Annotated in this window: 22 protein-coding genes and 1 pseudogene; 12 read left to right on the top strand and 11 right to left on the bottom strand. The window is 49.8% G+C overall.

Translation table 11 applies throughout. The features are described from left to right. Positions 1-2: 2 nt before the first annotated feature. From PXT33_RS13460 to PXT33_RS13510, 11 genes and pseudogenes are all read right to left on the bottom strand, one after another. Positions 3-1040 (bottom strand): O-acetyl-ADP-ribose deacetylase, encoded by a 1038-nt coding sequence (locus PXT33_RS13460; RefSeq protein WP_118480139.1) that lies wholly within the window; start codon positions 1038-1040, stop codon positions 3-5. A 20-nt stretch (positions 1041-1060) separates the two neighbouring features. Continuing rightward, a complete protein-coding gene (locus PXT33_RS13465; protein WP_332376776.1) occupies positions 1061-1582 on the bottom strand; it encodes an SRPBCC family protein in 522 nt (173 codons plus the stop codon). 20 nt (positions 1583-1602) lie between these two features. Further along, positions 1603-1812, bottom strand: coding sequence for a hypothetical protein (locus PXT33_RS13470; RefSeq protein ID WP_332376777.1), 210 nt, complete (start codon positions 1810-1812; stop codon positions 1603-1605). A gap of 40 nt (positions 1813-1852) precedes the next feature. Beyond that, positions 1853-2017 carry a hypothetical protein gene (locus PXT33_RS13475; protein ID WP_332376778.1) on the bottom strand — a complete coding sequence of 55 codons (165 nt, stop codon included), beginning with the start codon at positions 2015-2017 and terminating at the stop codon, positions 1853-1855. Positions 2018-2053: 36 nt separating this feature from the next. Beyond that, positions 2054-2532: pseudogene (locus tag PXT33_RS13480) on the bottom strand (flavodoxin). Then, positions 2522-3256, bottom strand: coding sequence for a hypothetical protein (locus PXT33_RS13485; RefSeq protein WP_021748085.1), 735 nt, complete (start codon positions 3254-3256; stop codon positions 2522-2524). The pseudogene PXT33_RS13480 and the gene PXT33_RS13485 overlap by 11 nt, the downstream one beginning before the upstream one ends. Positions 3257-3260: 4 nt before the next feature. Next, on the bottom strand, positions 3261-3947 hold the full coding sequence (locus PXT33_RS13490) for a hypothetical protein (protein ID WP_332376780.1): 687 nt from the start codon (positions 3945-3947) through the stop codon (positions 3261-3263). Then, entirely contained in the window at positions 3947-4252 is a 306-nt protein-coding gene (locus PXT33_RS13495) for a hypothetical protein (protein WP_021748083.1), read from the bottom strand. The genes PXT33_RS13490 and PXT33_RS13495 overlap by 1 nt, the downstream gene beginning before the upstream one ends. Before the next feature lie 33 nt (positions 4253-4285). Continuing rightward, on the bottom strand, positions 4286-5110 hold the full coding sequence (locus PXT33_RS13500) for a hypothetical protein (RefSeq protein ID WP_332376781.1): 825 nt from the start codon (positions 5108-5110) through the stop codon (positions 4286-4288). Positions 5111-5134: 24 nt separating this feature from the next. Next, the gene (locus PXT33_RS13505) at positions 5135-5599 is read right to left on the bottom strand and encodes an ImmA/IrrE family metallo-endopeptidase (protein ID WP_227127608.1); all 465 of its coding nucleotides are present in this window, start codon (positions 5597-5599) and stop codon (positions 5135-5137) included. Between the two features lie 140 nt (positions 5600-5739). Further along, positions 5740-6168 (bottom strand): helix-turn-helix domain-containing protein, encoded by a 429-nt coding sequence (locus PXT33_RS13510; RefSeq protein WP_021748080.1) that lies wholly within the window; start codon positions 6166-6168, stop codon positions 5740-5742. A gap of 203 nt (positions 6169-6371) precedes the next feature. Between PXT33_RS13510 and PXT33_RS13515 the strand changes: the two genes are divergently transcribed. The 12 genes from PXT33_RS13515 to PXT33_RS13570 all read left to right on the top strand — a co-directional run bounded on the left by PXT33_RS13515 (position 6372) and on the right by PXT33_RS13570 (position 17544). Continuing rightward, positions 6372-6698: a hypothetical protein gene (locus PXT33_RS13515; RefSeq protein ID WP_021748079.1), complete on the top strand. Its 327-nt coding sequence runs from the start codon at positions 6372-6374 to the stop codon at positions 6696-6698. Continuing rightward, the gene (locus PXT33_RS13520) at positions 6695-7423 is read left to right on the top strand and encodes an ImmA/IrrE family metallo-endopeptidase (RefSeq protein ID WP_347070380.1); all 729 of its coding nucleotides are present in this window, start codon (positions 6695-6697) and stop codon (positions 7421-7423) included. Before PXT33_RS13515 ends, PXT33_RS13520 begins: the two co-directional genes overlap by 4 nt. A 450-nt stretch (positions 7424-7873) precedes the next feature. Then, complete coding sequence (locus PXT33_RS13525; RefSeq protein WP_240607553.1) at positions 7874-8356, top strand: hypothetical protein; 483 nt, start codon at positions 7874-7876, stop codon at positions 8354-8356. 511 nt (positions 8357-8867) lie between these two features. Then, positions 8868-9110 carry a DUF6870 family protein gene (locus tag PXT33_RS13530; protein ID WP_050005989.1) on the top strand — a complete coding sequence of 81 codons (243 nt, stop codon included), beginning with the start codon at positions 8868-8870 and terminating at the stop codon, positions 9108-9110. Between the two features lie 213 nt (positions 9111-9323). Further along, positions 9324-10958 (top strand): recombinase family protein, encoded by a 1635-nt coding sequence (locus PXT33_RS13535; RefSeq protein WP_154238085.1) that lies wholly within the window; start codon positions 9324-9326, stop codon positions 10956-10958. Positions 10959-10973: 15 nt separating this feature from the next. After that, the gene (locus PXT33_RS13540; protein ID WP_332376782.1) at positions 10974-12680 is read left to right on the top strand and encodes a recombinase family protein; all 1707 of its coding nucleotides are present in this window, start codon (positions 10974-10976) and stop codon (positions 12678-12680) included. Further along, entirely contained in the window at positions 12681-14288 is a 1608-nt protein-coding gene (locus PXT33_RS13545) for a recombinase family protein (protein ID WP_332376783.1), read from the top strand. Beyond that, positions 14285-14680, top strand: a complete 396-nt coding sequence (locus PXT33_RS13550; RefSeq protein ID WP_009323463.1) for a recombinase family protein — start codon at positions 14285-14287, stop codon at positions 14678-14680. The genes PXT33_RS13545 and PXT33_RS13550 overlap by 4 nt, the downstream gene beginning before the upstream one ends. 92 nt (positions 14681-14772) lie before the next feature. Next, positions 14773-16428, top strand: coding sequence for a recombinase family protein (locus PXT33_RS13555; protein WP_347070381.1), 1656 nt, complete (start codon positions 14773-14775; stop codon positions 16426-16428). Positions 16429-16441: 13 nt separating this feature from the next. Beyond that, positions 16442-16831: a TnpV protein gene (locus tag PXT33_RS13560; RefSeq protein ID WP_118658454.1), complete on the top strand. Its 390-nt coding sequence runs from the start codon at positions 16442-16444 to the stop codon at positions 16829-16831. A 103-nt stretch (positions 16832-16934) separates the two neighbouring features. After that, a complete protein-coding gene (locus PXT33_RS13565) occupies positions 16935-17258 on the top strand; it encodes a hypothetical protein (RefSeq protein ID WP_118658455.1) in 324 nt (107 codons plus the stop codon). Next, positions 17233-17544 (top strand): hypothetical protein, encoded by a 312-nt coding sequence (locus tag PXT33_RS13570; protein WP_347070382.1) that lies wholly within the window; start codon positions 17233-17235, stop codon positions 17542-17544. Before PXT33_RS13565 ends, PXT33_RS13570 begins: the two co-directional genes overlap by 26 nt. The last annotated feature ends 153 nt before the right edge of the window (positions 17545-17697 follow it).

Consider the following 17697-nt stretch of genomic DNA (forward strand, 5'->3'; position numbering starts at 1 on the left):
CCTTATGCTCCTATTAAACTCTGGTCAAATGCAAACAGAGCCTCGTTGATCTCAAAGACGTTATAGTTTCCACGCTCCACGAAATACTCCACGATGATGTCAAACTTGTTGGAGTGGGAGAGTGCAAAGCCCGCCTTCATGAGCATATCCTTCATTTCCAAAAGCGGCAGCTCAAGGGCGATGGCAAATGCAATAACGGTGGGTTTGGAAGGCTTGTAGGACTTGTCCGAGCGGATCTTCGAGAAGAGCTTCCGGTCAATATTCGCCTTCTTGTAGCACTGTGCGTCCGTCATGCCGCATTCGTCAATCTTCCGCAGCAGCATCTCGGAAAAGCTCTCGTCGATCTGTTCCAGTGCATCGTCAAGAGTTGCCGCCTTCTCGGAGCTGACTGCCATAGGAGATGTGAGCTTTTCAATAGCTTCATCGCAAACGGATGACTCGCAGGGCATGGGTTCTTCCATCTGGAAGGAACTCATTCTGCGCAGACGCTCATAACGACTATCGGTATGCTCGTCCACATAGCGGTCATCTATGTATGCAGCAATGTCGGCAAACAGCTTGCCGCTGATTTGATAGGCTTTGCGGTCGAAGATGACGATGTACACCGTCATTTCGTTTTCGAGAAGGAAGCTGCTGATGGTATCAATCGCAACCTTGAGAGCCTGATCCTTCGGATAGCCGAAAATGCCAGAGGAAATCAGCGGGAACGCAACAGACTCACATCCGTATTCCTTCGCCAGCATGAGCGAAGTCTGATAGCATGAGATCAGCCGTTCGCGCTCACCATGCCGTCCGTCATACCAGCGCGGACCGACTGCGTGAATGACATATTTGCAGGGCAGACGATAGCCCTTCGTGATCTTTGCGCTCCCGGTTTCGCAGCCGTGGAGCGTTTCACATTCTGCCAGCAGCTCCGGTCCTGCAGCGCGATGAATGCAGCCGTCCACACCGCCGCCACCCAGCAGCGACTCGTTGGCAGCGTTGACGATAGCATCCACCTTCATTTTCGTGATGTCATTTCTGACGATTTGAAGCGGCATGATTCAATCCTCCCGTCCGGTTACTTCGCGCCGGTCAGCAGCTTGTCCAGCGGGATTCTTTCCGGGTATTTTCCCTCGGTCAGAATGTCATATAAATACCTGTTATCCAGAATCATATCATCCCGGATAAGCTGCCAGTTTGCCTTTTTCCTGAAAAACACCTTGAAGATCAGGAAGTTCATGATCGCCCCAATTACCGGCGTGGTCATGCCGAAAGCCTCGGTGTGAGAGAAATGGCATCCTGTTTTGGTTCTTTTCCCTTCAAAGGTGATGAACGCCGTTTTCTTGTCGCACCGGAATACAATGCGGAAGTGGTTCTCATCCTGTTCGCATTCCGTAATTGTGCCGGTCACATCGTAGTCCAGCCCCATGACGATCTCGCGGAAGCGGATCTTGCTTCCTGCGTTATAGTTTCCGTTATAGAGATTGCATTCGATGTGGTAGGGACTCCATTTCACAAACTCTTCCTCAAAGTTAGCAGTCCATGCCTTTAATTTTTCATAGGAAGCCGGAATCTCTATCTGCTCTGTAAGAATAATCATTGTCAGTTTCTCCTATTCTGTCAAAGCGGCATCGGTGTCCGGGCGATCAGAATGACCGCCAGAATCGCGCCCACAAATGCCGCAGCCCCTATGACTGCCAACACCTTTTTGCTGAGTTTCTTCTTCGCTGCCTTGCAGATCAGCGCGGCGCAAGCCATGCAGACAACCGCAGCCACAAGTGCAATGCCCAGCGTTTCCCATAGCCAAGAAAGTTCATGTAGGATTTTCATGCGTTCATCATCTCCTGTTCGTTAAACTGGAAGTTAACTATCAACTGATAATCAAAAATATCATTCCTAAAATTGCAAATCCTTCACAGATTGCAACTATCTTAAAATTTTTTGAACTCATTTTCCCGTTTTTATACTCATCGTGGCACAAATAAATTGTAAGTGCTGCAAACACAATCGTCATTATCCCAATAGTTGCCATCATTTTTGTCATCTCCATAAATCCGAGTTTGTACGACTCTCAAAGTTTCAGTCCATCAACCCACGCTGCCAGTTCTTTATGCCCTACATTGTGCTTGAAGACATTCCCGTCCATCAGCTTTGCGCCTTTGCAGCTCGGCGCAAGGCGTTCGTTCGTCTTGCCAATGCCGCTTCCTCCGGAGGTTGCAAACGGGATGATCGTCTTGCCAGTCAGATCATAGCTCTCAAGGAACGTATTGATAATCGTCGGCGCGACATACCACCAGATCGGAAAACCCACAAAGATTGTGTCGTAGTCCTTCATGTTGTCCCGCTTCACGGCAATCTCAGGACGGGAGGCAGGATCGTTCATCTCAATCGTGCTGCGGGCTTTTTGTCCATCCAGTTCAGATCGGCTTCCGTGTAAGGCACCTTCGGCTCAATCTCAAAGATGTCCGCGCCGATTGCCTCAGCCAGCGTCTCGGATACCTTCGCGGTCACGCCGGACGCAGAAAAATATGCTACAAGTTTATTGCTCATTGTGTTCTTCCTCATCAATCTTTTCATTTCCTTCATTCAGCATGAAGTATAGCAGTGCTTCCAGCAATGTTGCCATATAGTGAAGCGACCAGTTTTCTTCCGGCTCTTTTGCCATCTTATCAAGTACGGCTCGAAAAGCCGTGGTACGGTCAATCCTTGTTTCCTCATCAATGCGGTCAAGTATGCCCTTCATTTTCAGAGCAAGTTCTTTTTCCTCGTCAGAAAGCTCCGGTATGCCAAGTAGCGCAGATAGTTTCTTGTCCTGCATAATAGCATCGCATTCGATGTATGACTTGTGTTCGGCTGACATCAATTCTTCAAAGTAGTTGATAAAAATATGAACGCGAATGCCACCTTCTTCGTCCGGGGAGAAGCAGACGGTTTGCGATTTTTCTGCAATTTCTTTCAAAAATGCAAGGTCTTCTGAGTCATCGAACTCCGCAAACGGAAGAAACATATTGATTTCCGCGTGCCAACGATGATAGTCCACGATTCCCTTGATATACCCGCGGTGTTGCTTGACAAACGCATCACAGCGTTCCAGAAGATACTCGTAGTTCTTCTTGTCCTCCGGTACAATGATCTTTGGTATCTTGTCCATTGCTTCGGAGTACGCTTTCAGCATACCCCCATTGACCGCGCGGTCAAACACCTCATCGCACCATTTATCGTATTCGACAGACTCGGTTTCCCGGTAATCCTTCTCAAAGATAATATCGTCCATTGCGTTACCCCTTTATGATTTTCTCAAGCTGCATTTCGGTCGCGTTAGGCAGACGTGATTGCAGATGTTTTAGAATGCGCTCTTTGGATTCCTGCGGGTCTCGCTGATAGGCGGAGGTGATAAAGTCGTACCCGAAAAGCTCTTCCGGCGTCGAATACTCCGCGACACCCCAGCCATAAGGTCTTCCGTACCTGTCCTGCATATAGACAAAATCCGCAATGCAGACATAGCTCTGCATTTGCAGTCTCGTGATACACGTCTCAAAGCCGGTGTTGCCGCCCTTGCGGTAGTTCAGAGCCTCTTTCAGGCGTTTGGAAAGCATCCCGCCTTCACCGTCTATGGCTTCATAAAGCTCCTTGTCCTTGTATGACGCCAAGCCGTCATCCCAACGGGCGTCAAAGTCATAGCCGTCACGCCGTAAGTTCGCAAAGTTCGGAATCCACTCCCGACTCACAAATCCAGCTTTCTTGTTGAAAAGTTTGCCGTAGAGACATTTGCCACTCCGCGCAGCCGGACCTTTCCATTCCCACGGACCATCTACATCATCCGCAAACCATAACTCAGGTGGGCAAAGTTCCTCGATGGAGAAGCCGTGAATCTCATTCCGAAAGAAGGGCAGAAAGCCGTATTGCTCAACAGCGGCAATCAAGTCATCGGCACTATGCAGTTGTCCGACATCTCGCTCTGACATTACTCTGCCTCTTCAATCACGCCATAATCAATCAGGATATTTTTCTCCGCATACTGCGGGTAAACAATACCCATCATTTCATACTGATAACGTCTCACGCGGCGATGCTCCTGAACCGGCTCCGGTGCATACGCAGCGGTTTCACAGTGCGCATATTCCGGCATTTCCGCAAGATCATCCCGAACGGCACGGATAAGCGCGTTTGCCACATCATCAATGCTTTTGCCGGTTTCCACGGCAACCAGTTCGTGCTTCCGGACTGCCTTGTCCAGATTACCGGGGGAGCGAAACAGCTTGTATTTCATATCATTGCCCGTCCTTTCTCTCTATCGGTCTGTCTATTCTTCCTGAAATCTGTTCTTTAGGGACGCAATCATCGCTTGTGCGGCGATGCTCAGATACAAAACTCCAATTTCATAGATAAATTCGCGGTCGATCACGATAAAGCATTCTCTAATGTGTGTGAAAACCAGTTCCAGCAAGTCCCTGTACAGTGGATCATCAAAGGGCTTGAACCGTGCAAACTTGCTTTTGGCAGCGTCCCATGTCATGGACGCTTCGCCCTCAGCACTGGTCATCACCTCGCAGAGAATCATGCTGACGCCCATTTTCCCGTTGCCGGTCAGGAGTTCTCCTTCGTAATAGCTGAGAAGGTCTTTCTTACGTCGGAGCGGAATCATATCACAGTTGTCATCAAGCTCAAATGCAATCAGCTCCGCAGCGAGTTCCCGCCAGACCGCATATCCGGCGTTAATGGTTCCGTCCTCTTCGTGGCTGATGGTATCGTCCATGCAGTATCGTTCATAGAAGTTATCCCCGCCAAGCTCGTTGCGGGTGCAGAAGATATGCGCCAGCTCATGCAGAAGAATGTGCTTCAACTCTGCCGGATAACGCGCAATGTCTGTCCGCAGAAGGATTCCATCAACGCCGTCTCCTTTACCGACGAAGGCAGAGGCATGAAAGTCAAAATAGCCGTCCTCTGTATAGCGGTCTTCCAGCCGATCAGGGAAATACTGCTTGCAGAACTGTTCAAAGACTTCCTGCTGATTTTCCGTCTGAAAGCAGCACAGCACAAGGTTGTCCTCGCTGAACTCCGTTCCCATGCGCTCGTTAAAGATGGAAGCGGCATAGAAAAGGGCTTCTTTATAGTCGTTGTTGTTCATCTAATTACTATCCTTCATCCTCATTCACCCCTCCGGTCTGACATTTCTCAGGAAGTCAGAGTGCGGCACATACGGCAAGTTGAGCTGCCAGCCCATGCGGTTCAGCTCGTTGAGCTTGATCAGCATCAGGTTGATGTTTGTTCCCATTGCAGCAGAAAGCTGCACCACATCGTAGTCCTGCTTCATCAGGTCAATCAGCTCATCATCATCAATGATCAGGTGGGAGGCAAACGCATTCGCCTCATATTCGTGTTTTGTGCGCATATCAAACAGCACGAACTCCGGAAGCGGCTCGTTTCCTTTGGCAAGATCGCGGTGAAAGGTATCATGCCCGATCTCGTGACCGCAGACCATTTGCATGATCAGATACTCCATATTGGAGTTCAGAAGAATATGCCGCTCTTTATGGCGGTAGGTGTACATTCCGAGCAGATCGTTCAGATTGTCAAGGAAATGGAGATGAATGCCCAGCTCACGGGCAATCTTCAAGGTATCTCTTGTTCCACAGCTTTTGACAATGCTGTTCGCCTTTTTGTATATTTCCTCGGAGCGAATTATCACGGGACCTTCACCCCTTTCATGTTGAATACAGTCAAAGTAAATCCGTCGGGAAGCCGAGACGCAGACAGTTATTCCTCTGCGTCCGTCTCGGTCTTCTTGTATTTCTTCGGCGTGTATTTCTCAACATTCCGGGCTTTGGATTCCCAATATATATCCTGCAACGCCTTCATCACCGCATCCTTGTCCTGCTCAGACAGCGTACCGCCCGCAAACAAGCCGGACATCCCTTCAATCAGGTCCTTTGCCTGTTTCATGCCACGAGAGCCGTACTGCTCGGATGCCTGAACCACAAACTCTTCGTCCTCGGTCAGCAGATAGTTCACATCCACCTTGAAGTATTCCGCGATTTTTCTGTAAGCGTCCTTGGTGCGGGGAAAGGAAATGCCGTTCTCGTACCGGGTAATCATACGTCTGTTGATCCCCAGTGCATCGGCTACTTCCTGCTGGGTCAGCTTCCGCTTCTCCCGTTCAGCCTTGAATTTCTCTCCAAACGTCATTTTGGTAATCACTCCTGTTCACAAAAAGTTTGCGACATCAAATTGCGCAAGTCTATTGACAAAGGCACTTGAAGTGCGTATAATAATGACTGAGCAATCCAACTACTCATAGTATATCTTGAATTGCTCATCCTGTCAAGGGGCATGAGTAGTTGTACACGAAAAAGTTACATCTTTTGAGCAGTTCAAATGGACAGGCATTTATGCTGCCGAAGATCATCCGTACCGGCATACACCGGTATAAGGGAACAGGAGTGAGAAAAACGCAAATGGCTACACAGTACAGAAAAGCATACGTCCCGGTTACGCTGGATGTGGACAAGGAGGGGGCAATCCTCCCTCGCCTTATCTGGTGGGACAACGGTGTGATCTTTCAAATCGACCAGATTCTTTACAAATGCCGCGCCACATCCAAGAAGGTTGGGGGCGGAGGCATCCGTTACACAGTTCAGATTCGCGGAAAGGAGTCATTTCTTTTTCACGAAGGAGACAAGTGGTTCGTCGAAGCAAAGGAGGACAACTGCTCATGATTTTATCCCAGCGCCAACTTGAAGAAATTGCAGCCTCAACAACAAAGGACTTCAATCGGTTCTTTTTCGGGGATGAGGCGGACAAGCCCGACCGATCAGCTTTGCCAACACCCATTGATCAGTTTGCAAAGAATTATCTCGGTCTTCGCGTATCATTCGCCCGTCTCTCGCCGGATGGAAGCATCTGCGGTGTCACTGCCTATGCCGACACTGAGTACAAGATCACGGAGCTTGGCATTACGCGCACACTGGCTTTGAAGCGTAATCAGGTCATCTTGGACGAGAGCTTCATTCGATCCGGCAACGTGCAGCGGCTCTGCGCCAAGCGCAGATTTACCCTTGCCCACGAGTGCGCCCATCAGATTCTCTTCCAACTGGAATCGGAAGAGGTAAAGGCGTCCTGCGAAATGAAATATTCCGCACGGACAGCCTATACGCCGCGAGAGCTGAAAACCCGCGAGGACTGGAACGAGTGGCAAGCAAATGTCTTGGGTGCGGCGATCCTGCTTCCTCAAAAAGAGGTTGACCTGGCAATGCGTCGGTTTGCAGAAACGCCGCTGATCAATTACGAGGGGAGGTATTCGTATGGTGATCACTTAACGCTGCGCCTTTTCTGCCGGTTGTTCGGTGTCTCCAAGACAACGGCGTCTATCCGCCTTCGTCAGCTCGGCTACATGGTAGATCGTCCATTCAGTGAGTATGTTGACCCAGTGGAGGTGTGGTAATGAAGAGAGCATCCATTCGGGTTCAGGAACCGACGCCGGAGCTGATCGAAAAAATCCGCAGGGCAAGAGTTGCCATTTCCCAGCAGAAGCTCCGATACCTGAAATGTCCCTATTGTCAGCATAATGCCATTGCTGTCTACGAGGACACGAGAGGTCATGTAGAATCCAAGTGCAAGAAATGCGGGCGGATCACAGTCTTTGATGTGCTGAATATGAGAAGACTGCGACCGCGTACCAAGTAGGAACCAGAGGACAAGCCTCTGTTCTAAAATAAAATATATGTCATAGCTGAGCTGTGGAGCCGCCTGATAGGTGAAGTCATCCTAATGCCGCATGAGACAGAGTGTAATTACTCTGTTTTATCGGCATGGGATTCAAACCTCACCGTCATGCGGCTCTTTTTCTGTCTTCACCCTTCCCGCTGCTCCCGCGCAGCGGAAAGGATGAACAATGAAAATCCCTAAAACCCCTATCGCGTTCGATTACGACCTCTGGACTACGGAGGACGGCAAGTGCATGGTGCGCGTGAAACGAACCGGCGAAGTTTCCGAGGTTGACCGCAAGGTTATGAGAATCCTTCGCGCAGAGGAAAAGCGGATCAGACGCTCGTATGGCTCTGACAACACCTCTGAGGATGAGGACGGCGCAGAGAAAATTTCTGATACCGTGCTGTCCCTTGACGCTATGCCGGAGGACGATGTGAAGTCCGCTGCATGGCTGGCAGACTCCCGCGACTGCATGGAGGAACTGATCACCGCCCTCAAAGAGAAGGAGCTTCTTTCCATTCTGACCGAGAAGCAGCGCGAATTGTATCTTGCGATGACCCGTGAGGGGCTGACTCTTCGAGAGTTTGCCCGGAGGAAAGGCATCGGCATCAGAGCTGCATTTGACCTCAAAGCAGCGGTGCAGAAAAAATTTCAAAAAACTTTTTGAGCGGTACTCAACAAACGGCAAAAAGATGTCCGTTGTAAAGTGAAAGGGTCAATCAGACCACTTCGCTGTTCCTTGAAAACTGAATAGTTCAGTGCTGCGGATCTTTCCGCTTCTGCGAAGCAACACAGCTTCCGACGCCAAGACCTCCCGAAAGGGAGTGAGCGACCACCGGAGAGCTATAACAGTCGTGTGGTGCGGCTGCTTGCGACGATGCAGATGCCGGGTATAATGATACTTCCGTCTTTTCTTTGAAGGGGCGGCTCGGAGCGATCCTCGGAGGGGTGAGAGTCCCATGATACCGATTGACCATTGGTAGTCCGCAGCATTCCCGGAACTACAAAGTTCTTCTGGCAGGGGCGCGAGCTGCAAATATGCCGGACAATGAAACAAACCCAAAAGAAACTTACTATATAGTTTCAGGATGAAAACTATGTGGCAGGGTATCTTCACAAGATGCTCTGCCATATCCTTTTGTCCTGAATATTTTCACGAAACAGGAGGTGCTTAGAATATGATGGGCATTGAAACAATGAAAAATGTCAGCCCGAAAACGGTTGACCGAAGCACACTCGTTCAGAGAAGCAGCATCCGGCTTGATCCTGCGGCACCGCGAGAGGACAGGCTGAGGGAGTTCATCAAGCAGATCAGAAATCCTTATTGTTATCTGGACGGGAAGACAGTGGTGAAGATCAGCTTCGCCGAGACGGACACGACAATGGAAGATTGTCTGGAACACTATCTGAGAGGTCTTTGATTTATGAACAGTCTGAATCTTTTCACCCGGTTCTATGGACAAGCGATTGAGCCTGTGGTATAATGAAATCGGTCAAAAAAAGAAGAATACGGATTAAGCCGCTTGCCCTGATGGTCATGTGGCGCTTTCGTGTTTCTCTCATAAGAGTTGAAGCAAGCCTTCGTCTTTCTGATTTGATGTACCACACCAAACAGAAAAACGGAGGTTATTTTTATGCCAGACAAGGTTTACCGCACGGCGATCTACTGCCGTCTGTCCCGTGAGGATGGAGACAAAGTAGAAAGCAACTCCATCGCCAGCCAGAGAGCCATCTGCGAGGACTATATCGCAAGACATGAGGATTTGGAGCTTGTCTGTGAGCCGTTTGTGGATGACGGTTACAGCGGCGTTTCCTTCAATCGTCCTCAGTTCAAAAAGCTGGAAGAGGCAATCCGCAAGGGTGCGCTTGACTGCATTGTGGTCAAGGATCTCAGCCGCTTCTCAAGAAACTACATCGACGGCGGACGTTACATTGAGAAGATATTCCCGCAGCTCGGCATACGCTTCATCGCAATCAATGATGCGTATGACAGTCTGACCGGTGATCCGCAGTCCGACTCCTTTGTTATCCCGTTCAAAAACTTGATTAACGATTCTTACTGCAAGGACATCTCCATGAAAATCCGAAGCAGTCTGGAAGTCAAGCAGAAGAGCGGTGAGTTCGTCGGTTCGTTCGCCCCTTACGGCTACATGAAATCGCCGGAGAACAAAAACCAGCTCATCGTGGATGAAGCGGTCAGCGAATATGTGCAGATGATCTTTTCCATGTACAAGGACGGCTTCTCCATTGGGCGCATTGCAAAGCGTCTGAACCAGATGGGCGTTCTGTCCCCAATGGAATACAAGCATTCCGCCGGTGTGAAGTTTGATACCGTCTTCAAAACCGGCGATACCGCAAAATGGACATACAAAGCCGTCCAGCGTATTCTCACCAACGAGGTTTATATCGGCGTTCTGGCGCAAGGCAAGCGCGGCACTCCCAACTACAAAGTCCGCGTTGTGAAAAGCAAGGATGAATCCGAGTGGGTCAAGGTAGAAAATGCGCATGAAGCTCTTGTGTCCTACGAGGACTTCATGGCAGTCAAGGTCATGATGCAGCGGGATATGCGCTGTTCGCCCGATCAGGACGAAGCGCATCTGTTTTCCGGCTTCCTGTTCTGCGGAGACTGTCAGCAGCCAATGATCCGCAAGACCGTCCCGTCGAAGACGAAAAAGTATATCTACTACGTCTGCTCCACCAATAAGCACACCCGGACGTGCAGCCCGCACAGCATCGCCGCAAAAGAGGTTGAAGAGAAGGTCTTCCGTGCCATTCATGACCAGATCGAGCTTGTCATCAATCTGGAACACGCGCTTGCGATGATAGAACGGCTTCCGTCTCAGAGCCGTAAGGCTTTCAATTACGAAGCTCAGATCGCCAAAATCGAGGAAGAGATTGAACGGTACCAAAAGCTCAAGCTGGGGCTTTACGAGAACTTCATCGGCGGCGTCATTGATAAATCGGAATACTTCGAGTTCCGCAGCAGCTACACCAAAATCATTGAGGACAAACAGGAGGCACTTCTGCGGGTCAAAAAAGAAATGAAGCAGACGGTGACAACCGGCACGACCGAACGGAACTGGGTAACGCTTTTCAAGCAGTATGAAAACGTCGAAGAACTGAACCGCCGTGTGCTGATGTCCCTTGTTGACCGCATTCTGATTCACGAAAACCATGCAATCGAAATCGTCTTCAAATACAGGGACGAATACCAGCAGACGATTGAATACGTTCTCGGTTATGCCGACGAACTGGATATTGCCGTATAAAGGAGGGATGAGCAAATGGCAAGAAAAAGCAGAAAGCAAATTGCAGTTGAAGAGCCGGTTATCGAATCTGTCTCTTCCGAGGTCTTCTCAACAGCCATCTATGCCCGTCTTTCCGTTGAAAACAGCGGCAAGTCCGAAAAGGTGGATGTCATCGCAAATCAGATTGAGATTTGCAAGTCCTACATTGCAGAGCGTCCCTACCTGAATCTGATAGATACCTATGTGGACAACGGACGAACAGGAACGGTTTTTGATAGACCGGAGTTCAACCGGCTGATGAACGACATCCGCACCGGCAGGATCAAGTGCCTTGTAGTTCGTGATCTTAGCCGGTTCGGGCGTGACTACATCGAGGCTGGAACCTATCTGGAACGGGTCTTTCCGCAGATCGGGCTTCGGTTTATCGCCATCAAAGAGAACTACGACAACTTTGATACGGACGGCTCCGGCGAAAGCCTCATCATCCCTCTGCAAAACATGATCAACACCCTTTACTCGAAGGACATCTCCCGCAAGGTTTCTACTGCGCTCAAAGCACAGATGGAAAGTGGAGAGTTCAAGAAGCGCAATCTCCCGTATGGTTATCGCTGGGATGAAGAACACAGCAATATGGTTTTCGATGAAGAAACCGCACCGATTGTCCGGAAGATTTTCCAATGGAAAATTGAAGGATTGTCCCTTCCTGCGATTGCAGACCGGCTTGATGCAATGAACGCGCCCAATCCGGAGTTTCAGAAGTATCAGGTCGGCGTCCGCACAGGCAATGCTACGGCAAAGAAGATTTGGAACAAATCTTCACTCACTACCATTCTGGATAATCCCCATTACGTCGGAGATACCGTTCTCGGACGGACGCTGAACGCCATCTATAAGGGCGTCAAGAATCAGCATATCGACCGCGAGGAATGGATTGTTTTTTCCAATACTCACGAGGCGATTATCTCCCGTGAGGACTTCCAGAAGGTACGAGAAATGCGGAACGCTGCTGCAAGGACAAGGGTTGAGAAGATGGAGCGCACGGAAGAAATCCGCGCTACGCTGATCAATCTCTTTGAAGACAAAATCGTCTGTGCAGACTGCGGCAGAAAGCTCTACTTCCATCGCAAGCGCGTTGATAAACGCAAGGACGGCGCGTGGTATGCCTTCTATGAATGCAGCTCATCCGTCAAACGCGGCAACCTCTGTACGCCGCACTATACGCGGCAGGACAAACTCGAAGCCGATGTGCTTGCGGCGATTCAGCTTCAAGTCAAGGCGGCTCTCAATTACGACAAGCTGCTTGCCAAACTGAGAAACAGCGAAGGTGAACGCAGCATCCGAGATCAGCAGAATGCGCTCATTACAAGCCTGAATCTGAAACTCAGCGGTATTTCCAAGAAGCGTACCCGTCTCTATGAGGACTTCACGGAAGGCATTCTCGATGAAGAGGAATACGTCTTTGCCAAGAAAGCCTACGATGAGCAGTATGCTAACCTTTCCCGGCAGTTGGATGAAGCGGTTCAGCGGAAGGTAAAGTTTGCCGAGGCAATGTCCGAGGACAACAAGTGGCTCACGCTGATGAAATCCGTCAGCGGTGCAACGATGCTCTCTCAGGAGTTAGTTGACGAGTCCGTAGAGCTTGTGAAAGTCCATGAGGACGGCTCAATCGAGCTGGTCATGAAATACGGCGATATTTACGCTCTGACCGTTCAGAGTATCAAGGAAGTACAGGAGGCGATGTAAATGAGCAAGGAATACAACATCGGCATCTACATCCGCCTCTCAATGGCTGATGAAGATACCGGCTATGGCAGCAAGGCGGAAAGTGACAGCATCGGCAACCAGCGTATGCTCATCAATCGCTTTCTCGACAATCATCCGGAGTTGTCTCACTGTCAGCGGTCTGAGTTTGCGGATGACGGTTATACCGGCACGAACTTTCACCGTCCTCAGTTCACGCAGATGATGGAGAAGGTCAAGCGCGGCGAAATCGATCTGATCTGCGTCAAAGACTTTTCCCGCTTTTCTCGTGACTACATTGAAACGGGAAACTATCTGGAATGCACTTTTCCATTCATGGGCGTCCGCTTTATTTCCATCAACGACGGCTATGACAGTGACGATTACAAAGGCACAACGGGCGGTCTGGAAGTGGTTATGCGCAGCATCATCTACGCCGCATACAGCAAAGACCTTTCCGTAAAGACCACATCGGCAAAAATCCAGATGATGAAGCAAGGCAAGTATGTCGGTGGCTACGCTCCATACGGCTACGTCCTGCATCCCACCATTCGGAACAAACTTGCCGTAGACCCGGAGGCGGCTGATGTGATCCGTCGTATCTTCCGCGAGGCTCTGGAAGGCAGCAACACCTCTCAGATTGCCCGCAGCCTGAATGATGACGGCATCCCGACGCCGGGGCAATACTTCAAGAACAAGCATCCCGACAAGAAGAAGTTCAGTAACATGAGCGAGAAAATCAGTTGGGAAACCGTGATGGTCTATAACATTCTCAAGAACCTTGTTTACACCGGAACACTGGTCAGCCGCAAAATGAAGTCCTGCGGTGTCGGCTCAAAAAAGCGTGTTGTCAATGAGCCGATTATCGTAGAAGGAACGCATGAAGCGATTATCAGCAAGGAAGACTTTGAGCTTGCTCAGAAGGTCATTCGAGGCGGAGGACGGAATCCCACGCGCAAGCAGCATGACTATCCGCTCAAGGGACTCGTCCGCTGCGGTAACTGTAAACGTGCTATGACACGCCGAAAGAACAAGACTGGCATTCGATACTTCCAGTGCATTCACTCGGTCAACAACGGAAACACAGATTGTCCGGTTGGCAGGAGCTTTCCGGAAATGGATATTGAGAAGGTTGTCTTCCATGCTCTTACTCTGTTTCTTGCTTTGGCACAGAAGGAATCAGTCCAAAATCGAGAGGTCGGTGATCTACGGAAATCTGCCATCAAGGAATGCGCTGATAAAATCCGGATTCTTCAAAAGCAGAACGAGCAGCACAAGGCGTCCAAGCTGAGGCTCTACGAAAAGTACGCAGCCGGAAGTATCACGAAGGAAGCGTACATTCAGCAAAAGGCGGCAACGGACACGAAAATTGCTGAAAACGATGAAGCAATCCAGCGCAGTCACGAACGGATGAAGGAACTTGACTCCGAGACCTCCTGTTCGGATGAAAAGCTGGATGCTGTCTGCGATCAGTACGCCGACTGCAAAGCTCTGACCTATGAGCTGACCCACGCATTCATTTCTGCGGTCTACATTTACGATCTCGACAACATAGAAATCGTCTGGAAGTTCAAGGACTTCCTCACTACATTAGAAGGAGAAGCCAAATGAAAGTATTTCTTTATATCCGCGTTGCCTGTGCGGATCAGCTTGCGGCAGCAAACCAGCGGGAAGAGCTGGAACGCTATGCGAAGGACAAAGGCTATGAGGTGGCTGCTGCTGTGGCGGCAGACGGCATCTCCGGCGTCCATACGGAAGGTATCATGAACTTCCTGCTGAACGAAGCCAAATGTCAAGGCATCGGCACGATCCTCGCCCGCGACACCTCGCGGATCAGCCGGGACGCTTCCTCTTTCATGAGGTTTGAGCGAAAGTTCAAGGAGAATGGCATCCGGTTTGAGTATCTGTCCAAGCCTGACAACGAGCTTCCGGTCACTCCGATGATGGAGGCATTTGAAGCGGCATACAAGAATCGCCGCGCAAAGAACGGCAAAAGAGCATAGAGAAAACGCAAGCCGTTCACGGGTGGTTGTCCACCTATGAACGGCTTGTAAATTCTCAAAATTTTTTTAGTCCCTACTTGACACAAGAAGACATGAGCCGTTTTGGACGGAACTATCTGGAAGTTGGATTTTACACCGAAATTCAGTTTCCATCAAAAGGTGTTCGGTTCATTGCCATCAATAATAATGTAGACAGTGCCAATCCAACAGACAACGACTTTACGCCCTTTCTGAACATTATGAACGAGTGGTACGCCAAAGATACCAGCAACAAAATTCGTGCGGTGTTCAAGTCCCGGATGCAGGACGGCAAACGGTGCAGTGGCAGTATTCCCTACGGGTACAAACGGATTCCCGGTGATAAGCAGACGCTTTATGTGGACGAAGAAGCCGCTGCCGTTGTCCGTAGAATCTTCGATATGGCAGCCAGCGGTGCCAGTCTTGCACAAATTGGCCAGACTCTTTCGGATGAAAAAGTGCTGATCCCGTCTGCATATGAAGAACAGTATCATCCTGAATCTGCTCGGCACCATTCGTACCACGACCCCTATCGATGGAATACGACCACCTTGACCTATGTTCTTGACCGTCAGGAGTATCTTGGGCATACGGTGCTGTGCAAAAGTATTCGTGAAAACTTCAAGCTAAAAAAGCGCCGCGCTGCAACCCCGGAAGAAAGAATCGTATTCAAAAACACTCATGAAGCTATCATCGACCAAGAAACATGGGATAAGGCACAACGTCTTCGGAAACGTTGCCCGAAAAGACTGCCGGATGGGACATATACACATCGGCTGTCGGGTATGGTTTTCTGTGCTGACTGCGGCTCCCGGATGAGCTTTTCCAGCCCAGAATCCAAACATCGGGATTCTAATGTAGTGTACGATTCGGATTCTTCATGGCAGTGCAGCAAATACCGTAATATGTACGTCTCCTGCACATCCCATTTTATCAAGACATCAACCATTGAAGACGCCATTCTGGAGGCAATAAAAGCAATGGCGCAAAAAGTCCTTGAGGATGAAACAGAATTTGCAGAACAGCTTCGAACTTTATGGGAAAGCCAGAACAGTCAATCTTCTAACGAGTACAAAAAAGAACTGCTCGCTGTGCAAAAGAGAATGGATGAGCTTGATACTTTGATTCGCAGCCTATATGAAAGCAGTGTTATAGGTAAAATCCCGGAACGTCAATTCCAGCGGCTGATGGCACAGTACGATGAAGAACAAACGGGCTGTGAAATCCGTATGGCGGAACTGAAAAAAGAACTGGACAACGCTGAAACAACGAAAGTTGACCTGAAACGCTTTGTAAAACTGATTCGGAAATATAAGGACTGTGAAACGCTGACAGATGAAATGCTGTACGAGCTGGTAGAAAAAGTGGTGATTCATTCCGCATCCGGCGGACGGACGATCTACCGTCAACAGCAAATCGACATTTATTTCAACTTCATTGGCGATACTTTTCCCAGCCAAATCGAGATCAACCACGACGATGCGAAAAAGATTACAGAACAGCAGATAGCCAAGCGTAAAAAGTACCAAAAAACATCTGGAGAAAACCGCAAGAAAAAACGAGTGGCTTTGAGAGAAGCTGCTAAAACTGACCCGCAAGCAGCAGCAGAGTACGAAGCACTCTTACAGAAAAACCGGGAACGCTGCCGCCAATATGCCCAAAAGAAAAAGCTGGCTCAACAAGAGCTTGCCGAAAAAATCCCCTTCAACTTGAACCAACCGATGAACTGAAAGGAGAATCCGCATGAACAAACTTGAAAATTCCATCCATGACAACGCTAACGGTCTGGACTACACCCTTGTCAATGACCACTATCTGCCGAACCTGACCGCAGCAGCCCCGGCAGAACAGCACCCCATCGGGAGGTGGGGCCGCTTACATAAGAAATATCTGCAAGAACATCATCCTATCCGGTACAATCAACTGCTCCTGTCCGGTGAGCTAAGCGGCTACCTTGCCAAGCTGGACAAGCAGGCCGAGGAACAGCTTGTGTTGACCGTCCGGCAGATGCAGAAAGCCGAGGATGTGACCGAAGACCTGAAAGCCGCCGATCAACTGGAATGGGTGCTCCGGATGAACAGCATCCGAAACCGCGCCGAGGAAATCATCAAGTCTGAGCTGATTTTTGTCTGATACAATATTGCATCTCTGACCGCCCTGCACGACTGCAAGGCGGTCTTTTCGTTACATCGGGTCTGCACACGGCAGCCCCTTTTTGATACGGAGGTACACGCCTATGAAACTGACTTTTGATGAAAAGAAGCTGCTCTATGCCTACGGCAACCCCGATCTGGCACTGACCCGCAAGCGGCTGTATGAGGTTGCCGGACTGACGGTTGATCCTGATCTGAACAGGCTGGTGTTCGATTTCGTCCGTAAGCTGGAGAACGAATCGCTGCATCTGGAGCGCTGGTACGACCAGATGTTCTACTTCATCCGTTCCGAGATGGAGTGTTATGCTAGGATGGAGAAGCTGGCGCAGGACATCGAGCGTGATGAGGATTGGGGGCCTGAGATGTTTGAGGAAAACGAAGATGACGAACTCTCTGACGATGTTTAAGCTGGAAACCATGATCTACGCCAGCGAGGACGGAACGAACAGCGTGTTCACGCTGAATTCTGCCTTGCAGAAGCAGCTTGACGCCCTTGCAACGCAGCACCCGGAGGTGTGCCAGCGGAAGGCAAGGGGCGAAGCTGGCGGGGTAACGTATCAGGTCAGGGTGCCGCACTGGCTATCCAGCCCGTGCGGGGCACCGATCTGCTATGGTAAAATAATCTCCAATCGGCTACCGTATCCCTGCAAGTCATCATTGGTTTGTGTAAACACAAAGAAGCGGCGGCTCTGAAAATTGAGCCGCCGCTTCAAAATGGGCGTGCGGATATGTCTGCTATACGACGGCTTTTTTCTTTTGCCGTCGTCCGGTAGATCATTCCATATTTATGAAACTTGGTGCTTGGCAAATACACGGCGAGAGATACCTGCACCAACTCCCAAAAAG

Origin of the sequence: Faecalibacterium taiwanense (assembly GCF_036632915.2) — a bacterium.
Lineage (GTDB): Bacteria > Bacillota > Clostridia > Oscillospirales > Ruminococcaceae > Faecalibacterium > Faecalibacterium taiwanense.

Coding starts and splice junctions, on each gene's coding strand:
- PXT33_RS13460 (WP_118480139.1), bottom strand. CDS start 1,040: ATGCCGCTTCAAATCGTCAGAAATGACATCACGAAAATGAAGGTGGAT.
- PXT33_RS13465 (WP_332376776.1), bottom strand. CDS start 1,582: ATGATTATTCTTACAGAGCAGATAGAGATTCCGGCTTCCTATGAAAAA.
- PXT33_RS13470 (WP_332376777.1), bottom strand. CDS start 1,812: ATGAAAATCCTACATGAACTTTCTTGGCTATGGGAAACGCTGGGCATT.
- PXT33_RS13475 (WP_332376778.1), bottom strand. CDS start 2,017: ATGATGGCAACTATTGGGATAATGACGATTGTGTTTGCAGCACTTACA.
- PXT33_RS13485 (WP_021748085.1), bottom strand. CDS start 3,256: ATGGACGATATTATCTTTGAGAAGGATTACCGGGAAACCGAGTCTGTC.
- PXT33_RS13490 (WP_332376780.1), bottom strand. CDS start 3,947: ATGTCAGAGCGAGATGTCGGACAACTGCATAGTGCCGATGACTTGATT.
- PXT33_RS13495 (WP_021748083.1), bottom strand. CDS start 4,252: ATGAAATACAAGCTGTTTCGCTCCCCCGGTAATCTGGACAAGGCAGTC.
- PXT33_RS13500 (WP_332376781.1), bottom strand. CDS start 5,110: ATGAACAACAACGACTATAAAGAAGCCCTTTTCTATGCCGCTTCCATC.
- PXT33_RS13510 (WP_021748080.1), bottom strand. CDS start 6,168: ATGACGTTTGGAGAGAAATTCAAGGCTGAACGGGAGAAGCGGAAGCTG.
- PXT33_RS13515 (WP_021748079.1), top strand. CDS start 6,372: ATGCTGCCGAAGATCATCCGTACCGGCATACACCGGTATAAGGGAACA.
- PXT33_RS13520 (WP_347070380.1), top strand. CDS start 6,695: ATGATTTTATCCCAGCGCCAACTTGAAGAAATTGCAGCCTCAACAACA.
- PXT33_RS13525 (WP_240607553.1), top strand. CDS start 7,874: ATGAAAATCCCTAAAACCCCTATCGCGTTCGATTACGACCTCTGGACT.
- PXT33_RS13530 (WP_050005989.1), top strand. CDS start 8,868: ATGATGGGCATTGAAACAATGAAAAATGTCAGCCCGAAAACGGTTGAC.
- PXT33_RS13535 (WP_154238085.1), top strand. CDS start 9,324: ATGCCAGACAAGGTTTACCGCACGGCGATCTACTGCCGTCTGTCCCGT.
- PXT33_RS13540 (WP_332376782.1), top strand. CDS start 10,974: ATGGCAAGAAAAAGCAGAAAGCAAATTGCAGTTGAAGAGCCGGTTATC.
- PXT33_RS13545 (WP_332376783.1), top strand. CDS start 12,681: ATGAGCAAGGAATACAACATCGGCATCTACATCCGCCTCTCAATGGCT.
- PXT33_RS13550 (WP_009323463.1), top strand. CDS start 14,285: ATGAAAGTATTTCTTTATATCCGCGTTGCCTGTGCGGATCAGCTTGCG.
- PXT33_RS13555 (WP_347070381.1), top strand. CDS start 14,773: ATGAGCCGTTTTGGACGGAACTATCTGGAAGTTGGATTTTACACCGAA.
- PXT33_RS13560 (WP_118658454.1), top strand. CDS start 16,442: ATGAACAAACTTGAAAATTCCATCCATGACAACGCTAACGGTCTGGAC.
- PXT33_RS13565 (WP_118658455.1), top strand. CDS start 16,935: ATGAAACTGACTTTTGATGAAAAGAAGCTGCTCTATGCCTACGGCAAC.
- PXT33_RS13570 (WP_347070382.1), top strand. CDS start 17,233: ATGACGAACTCTCTGACGATGTTTAAGCTGGAAACCATGATCTACGCC.